6 protein-coding genes are annotated in these 5872 nt (G+C 64.6%); 4 read left to right on the forward strand and 2 right to left on the reverse strand.

Annotated elements, in window-relative coordinates; genetic code table 11:
• The first annotated feature begins 137 nt into the window (after window positions 1-137).
• Window positions 138-899 carry a sulfite exporter TauE/SafE family protein gene (locus ACX80X_RS20925; protein ID WP_252603909.1) on the forward strand — a complete coding sequence of 254 codons (762 nt, stop codon included), beginning with the start codon at window positions 138-140 and terminating at the stop codon, window positions 897-899.
• On the opposite strand, the gene ACX80X_RS20930 is transcribed toward ACX80X_RS20925, so the two are convergent.
• Window positions 877-1737: a coiled-coil domain-containing protein gene (locus ACX80X_RS20930; protein ID WP_252603911.1), complete on the reverse strand. Its 861-nt coding sequence runs from the start codon at window positions 1735-1737 to the stop codon at window positions 877-879. The genes ACX80X_RS20925 and ACX80X_RS20930 overlap by 23 nt on opposite strands.
• Window positions 1738-2817: 1080 nt before the next feature.
• On the opposite strand from ACX80X_RS20930, the gene ACX80X_RS20935 reads away from it, so the two are divergent.
• Window positions 2818-3783: a ferritin-like domain-containing protein gene (locus tag ACX80X_RS20935; RefSeq protein ID WP_252603913.1), complete on the forward strand. Its 966-nt coding sequence runs from the start codon at window positions 2818-2820 to the stop codon at window positions 3781-3783.
• A 146-nt stretch (window positions 3784-3929) separates the two neighbouring features.
• Here ACX80X_RS20935 and ACX80X_RS20940 read toward each other — a convergent pair whose 3' ends face one another.
• Window positions 3930-4766 (reverse strand): alpha/beta fold hydrolase, encoded by an 837-nt coding sequence (locus ACX80X_RS20940; protein WP_459313281.1) that lies wholly within the window; start codon window positions 4764-4766, stop codon window positions 3930-3932.
• Between the two features lie 269 nt (window positions 4767-5035).
• On the opposite strand from ACX80X_RS20940, the gene ACX80X_RS20945 reads away from it, so the two are divergent.
• A complete protein-coding gene (locus ACX80X_RS20945; RefSeq protein ID WP_252603917.1) occupies window positions 5036-5431 on the forward strand; it encodes a cupredoxin domain-containing protein in 396 nt (131 codons plus the stop codon).
• Between the two features lie 50 nt (window positions 5432-5481).
• A partial coding sequence (locus ACX80X_RS20950) for a hypothetical protein (RefSeq protein ID WP_459313283.1) occupies window positions 5482-5872 on the forward strand: 391 nt, incomplete at its 3' end.

Here is a 5872-nt window from a genome sequence, read left to right on the forward strand (position 1 = left end):
CCAACGCCGTGACCCGGCGTAACAGCGGTGCCGACCAGAACCTCTACTACCTGGCCCCACCGGCTTAGCGTGACTCTCCCGAGCATTGGTCCTCAAGCCCCGACACAACCGGCACACGCCAGCAATCCCTGGCTCTGGTGTTCCTTGCCGGCGCCATCATCGGTGTCCTGGGCGGCATGATCGGCCTGGGCGGTGCCGAGTTCCGGCTGCCCCTGCTCATCGGGGTCTTCGGCTTCGCCGCACTGCAGGCCATCATCATGAACAAGGCCATGAGCCTGATCGTGGTCATCACTGCCCTGCCGGCTCGCCTCATCGGCGTCCCCCTTGCAGAGCTCTCGCCCTATTGGTTCATCGTCCTGAACCTCCTGGCAGGCAGCCTCATCGGCGCCTGGATCGGCGCCCACTGGGCTACCCGGCTCAACTCAAAAACGCTTTACCGCGTCATCGCAGTGCTGCTCGTACTGATCGCGGTGCTGCTGTTCCTCACCCACTTCTTCGCGGTGGAGCCCCTCAACGTTCCCGCCGGCCCACGGACCGTGCTCGGAATCGCGGCCGGCCTCATCATCGGCGTCGTGGCCGCCCCGATGGGAGTCGCCGGCGGGGAGCTGCTCATTCCCACGATCGTCCTGCTCTACGGCACCGACATCAAGATCGCCGGAAGCCTCTCCCTGGCCGTCTCACTTCCCACCATGCTCGTCGCGTTCGCCCGCTTCAGCAGAGACAAGAGCTTCTCCGTGCTGGGACAGAACAAACCCTTTCTCGTCGCCATGACGCTGGGCTCCATCACGGGCACCGTGATCGGCGGCCTTCTGCTGGGCGTTGTTCCCAGCCTGGTTCTTATTCCCCTGCTCGTCCTGCTCCTGCTGCTGTCCTCCATCAAAGTCTGGAACCACGACTAAGACCCGCTTCCGTCCGGTGATGACGTGCAGTTCGCTGCCGGGAAGGGCGGCGTGGGTGCGCTGACCGGATCCTTCGAAGGTCCCGGAGCGGGGTGAGCTGTTGGTCTTGCGCGGTGCGGAGATCACTGACGCGTGGGTCACCGTGAGTTCGCTCACGCTCGACGTCCGCCCATGCTGCGTCGCGTTCAACGATTGCGGTAGCCAGATTCCCGCGCAGCGAGCTGGCTTCCTCCCGAATGGTGTCGCGGACATTGCGTGCTTGATCGATTTCGTCCCGAATTTTCGCGAGGTCAGCCTCGGCGCGCTGCGCTCGTGCCGCGTTGTCGTCGGCGCGGGCGACCGCGCCCCGAGCACGTTCGTCTGCTTCGGCCCGCGCGGTAAAAGCCGTCTCGGTCCGCGCATTGGCGTCGTCGCACTCGTGCTCAGCCTCCCCCAGTCGCGTGCGTACGGTCGCCAGCTGCTCGCGCAGCCGGGACAGCTCTGCCTGTGCCTGTGCGTTATGGGCCTCGGCCGCGGCCCGGACGGCGACCAGCTCGGCCGTCACCTGGTCGAGAGTGTGTGTCCGGCCCCCCAGCTCGTGCTGAGTGACGGCGAGGGTGGTGTGCTGCTGCTCGGCGAGGTCGGAAGCTTCACTTGCTGCGGCGTCGGCCTCCAGCCGCTCCGCGTTGGCCTGACGTTGGGCTTGCTCGGCGCGGCTGGTTCGGGCGGTTGCGGCGGCGACTTGTGCGGCGGCCTCAGCCGTCACTGATTCGATCTGGGCCTCAACGGCGTCCGGGGCAGCAACGGTCCGCAGGTCCTCTATGAGGGCGGTGAGTTGCTGGCCCAGGTGCTCGACCATCCCGGCGACCGGCCGCTGAGCTCTCCCACGCGCTGGCGCGCAGCGTCAACGGGGCGTTTCTCATCCGGGGCGCTCCGGCTCAGCTCGTCGGCCAGCCGCCGCCGTGCGCGCCAGGCGGCGGTCCGGTTGCCTCCGGAAATCCGCTACGCGATTAGAGTCATAGTAAGGTCACTTAGCATCATTTGACCATAACCAAACTTTTCCGGGCGGCCGGAACCACGTCCGCAAGAATCCCCTTTGGCGGCCGTGCTTTAACGGGTCTTACAGGAGCCTGGTTCCCTGGTGGACGGACACGTTGGCGATCTCCATCACCTCCATCATGGCGGTCCACGTCCCTTCACCCCCGGCACCGGCCCCCCGGGGACCAGTGCCGCGTCAAGGTCTGCCGGCAGCAGCCTCCGGCGACTTGTCGGTGGCGGTAACCAGGGCGTTCCACGGGATCCGGAGCCGGAGGACGTGGCCACCCGCCGGAACCGGCTTGGTTCTTGCAAACGCTCTGCGGGCTTACTCCGCGGCCGGGAGGTTTTCGGTTGACGGACCCTGGAGGACTTCCCCTCCGGCGGTGAAGCGGGAGCCATGCAGCGGACAATCCTTCGACTACCCGGTACCGATGGAGCATGTCACGGCGCTGGCGGGATTTGACTGCAGCGTGTCGTAGAGCTGACTGCGGGGCGAAGACTCCGCCCGCCATGATGAGGAAGCCAACAGGCTGGGGCTGAACCTGATGACCAAATCGTCACCGGACAAAATACGTCGAACAAAGGTTGCCGATGACTTGAGGGTACGGGCCGACGAGGCAGCCAGAGCAGCTCACAATGCCGGGCCGGCGGATGCCATCCCAGCAGACGCGCCGCTACGCGGGCATTACCAAATGATTCTTCGATAGCAGCTACGCGGGCATCTTTGATGACCCCATTAGAGAGACAACGCGCTCCCCTTTCATAACGTTCCCGGGACCGGTATTATGCTCCATATCATGGCCTTTTTGGCCGTGGCGACGAGGGCCGTCGCAGCGCTGGGGTGCGCTAAAGGAATTAATCCTGCCCCCGCCATCTCATTTGAATGGCAGGAGAACGTCCAATGTTTGAACAACGCTTTATTGTTGACGCCATTTCCCGGAGTTCTGAAAACGCGGTGGACCGTCGCCGCTTTTTCCGTGCGGCCGGGCTCAGCGGAATCACGGCCGGTGCCGCGATTGTCGCCGCCGGCGTGGCCACGGCATCGTCCGCTGCGGCGGATGGAGGGGCGCCGAGTGATTCGGCGATCCTGAACTTTGCCCTGAACCTTGAATACCTCGAGGCGGAGTTCTATCTTCGGGCCGTCACCGGCGTGGGATTGGCGGATAAGTTGACCACCGGAACAGGCACGCGGGGCCCCGTCGTCGGCGGCAGGGCAGTGTCCTTTCAGACGCCCCTGATCAAAAAGTACGCCGAAGAGATCGCCGCTGATGAAAAATCCCATGTGGCATTCCTGCGCAGTGCCCTGGGAAGCGCTGCAGTGTCCCGGCCGCGGATCAATCTTAACGACAGCTTCACCGCAGCGGCCCGCGCCGCCGGACTGGTCGGGGCACACGAGAAATTCGATGTCTACGCCAACGAGGTCAACTTCCTTTTCGGCGCCTATATCTTCGAAGACGTCGGCGTCACAGCGTACAAAGGCGCGGCACCGCTGATCAGCAATAAGACCTATCTTGAAGCCGCTGCAGGGCTCCTGGCCGTGGAGGCATACCACGCCGGCATCATCCGCACGACCCTCTACGCCCTGGGAGTCCAGACGCCTTCCATCTACACCACAGCGCAGAAGATTTCGGACGCCCGTGACAGCCTCGACGGCAAGACCGACCTGGATCAGGGCATAGGCACCGCCGCTGTGGCCAACCTCGTTCCCACCGACGCCAACGGACTGGCCTTCAGCCGCACCGCTGCCCAGGTGCTGAACATCGCGTACCTGACTCCCAAGCAGGTCACCTCTGGAGGGTTCTTCCCGGCAGGCGTTAACGGCACCATCAACACCAGCGGCGGCGGCGGCGACGACGACGAGGACTGACGCGGCCGTGAGGCGACGCGTCCGCAGGACCGCTGCCACCTGACTGCCGGGACCCGGCCGATCCGGGACACCCGGCAGCACGTCCTCAGCGCCCCGTCACTGACTCACCTGCAAGCTGTCGGTGACGGGGTCCCGCTGTGTTGAGGCTATTTGGCCAGGAACTGGATGAGGGCTTCGTTCCATTCGTCGGGGTGGCTTACGTTGCATCCGTGCGGGGCTCCGGTGATGACGCGCAGTTCGCTGCCGGGCAGGGTCGCGTGGGTGCGCTGACCGGATCCTTCGAAGGGTACGGTCGCGTCGCCCTCTCCGTGGAGCACGAGTACGGGCACGGTTACTTTGGGCAGGTCGTCACGGAAGTCGGTGCCGCCGAAGGCGGCCATGCACGCGAGGGCTGCTTTTTTGTCCGCCTGCTTGCACAACGCGACGGCGTCCTGGCGCTGTTGTTCGCTGACTTTGAGTTCTCCGTTGACGGAGAAGAACTCGCGGGTGAATCCGTCGTAGAACTCGTCCTCGTCCTTGGTGAGGTCAGCGGCCATCTTTGCGGCCGCCTCCTTGGTCAGGGGCCCTTCGGGGTTGTCGTCGGTCTGCATCATGTAGGGCGGGACCGCGGAGGCGAACACCACGCTGCGGAGCCGTTCCGTGCCGTAGCGGCTGAAGTAGCGGGCGACTTCTCCGCCGCCCATGGAAAACCCGACCAAGGTGACATCGTTCAGGTCAAGCTGCTCCAGCAGGACGTGCAGGTCCTCGGTCGGGGTGTCGTACTTGTAGCCGGACACTGGTTTGTCACTGCGCCCGAAGCCGCGCCGGTCATAGGTGATGACCCGGTATCCGGCTCCCTGCAGGGCCGGTATCTGGGCCTGGAACGCTTCCCCGGACAGCGGCCACCCGTGAATCATGACCACCGGCCGACCCTGGCCGCCGGTGTCATCCACGTGCAGGTTGGTGTCCTTGAACAATCCGTGATGTGCAGTGATTTCGGTCATGACTCACCCTTCGATGTTTTGGGCCGTGCCGGTTGGAGCCAGCCTACACAGACCATCAGCATGCTGTCTTTCTTAATCGGAGAACTTCCTGCCGGCATCATGACCGCCACTGCAGGTGAGCTCAGCTCACGAATCCTTGGAAACATACAGCCGGGATGCCAGCCGGGCAGTCCGTGAGGGCGGGGGTGACGAATAAGAGTGTGTGGGGTGGTTTCCTGATGGGCGCGCCGTCCGGCGTGTGGAGGACACATCCCTGCGAAGGGATTGTCATGAGAACGATCAACCGTATTCTGGCCCTAGCTGGAACCGTGTCGTTGGCGGCCATCACCGGCTGCGCAGCTCAGGAAGGGGGCTCTTCCGCCCCGCCGCCCGCGACCAGCTCCGCTGCCCCATCATCTAATGCTTCGGCGCAGGCCGGCGAGGCAGTCATCACGATCAAGGACTTCGCCTATGAGGTTCCGGCATCGGTGAAGCCAGGGGCGACAGTGACGGTAACGAACGCGGACAGCGCTCCCCATACCCTGACGGCCAAGGACAAGGGCGGGTTCGACATCGAGGTCCCGGGCGGCGCAACGGTGATCTTCCAGGCCCCTGATTCCCCGGGTGAGTACGGAATTATTTGCAGCTTCCATCCGCAGATGACCGGAACGCTGGTCGTGAAATGAACCGAGAAATGAGTCGGCCGGAACTAAAATCGCATTCACGGTCTCTGTGGGTGCTGCGTGTCGGTGTCGCGGCGGCCCTGGTGGTCAGTGCCGTGATCCATGTCCAGCTCGCCCCGGGCTATCAGCAGGCCGCGCCGGGCGGCATCGGACAGGGCACGCTGTTTTTGGTCCAGGCCGGAGCCGCTGTCCTGGCCGCGGTGTTTGTGCTGGTCACGGGCTCACGCGCCGCTTTCGCGGCCGCCGCAGCAGTGGGCCTGTCGTCCCTGGCCGCGGTCATCCTGTACCGGTATGTCCAGGTCCCGGCTATTGGGCCAATGCCGTCGATGTATGAGCCCGTCTGGTACGCGGCCAAGGTTTTATCGGCGGTCGCCGAAGCGGTTGCCGGGGCCCTGGCGGTGGCCGGGTACGCCCTGCTGCACAAGAACCAGTCGGGATCAGGGA

The organism is Pseudarthrobacter sp. MDT3-1, assembly GCF_054510755.1.

Coding starts and splice junctions, on each gene's coding strand:
- ACX80X_RS20930 (WP_252603911.1), bottom strand. CDS start 1,737: ATGGTCGAGCACCTGGGCCAGCAACTCACCGCCCTCATAGAGGACCTG.
- ACX80X_RS20935 (WP_252603913.1), top strand. CDS start 2,818: ATGTTTGAACAACGCTTTATTGTTGACGCCATTTCCCGGAGTTCTGAA.
- ACX80X_RS20945 (WP_252603917.1), top strand. CDS start 5,036: ATGAGAACGATCAACCGTATTCTGGCCCTAGCTGGAACCGTGTCGTTG.
- ACX80X_RS20940 (WP_459313281.1), bottom strand. CDS start 4,766: ATGACCGAAATCACTGCACATCACGGATTGTTCAAGGACACCAACCTG.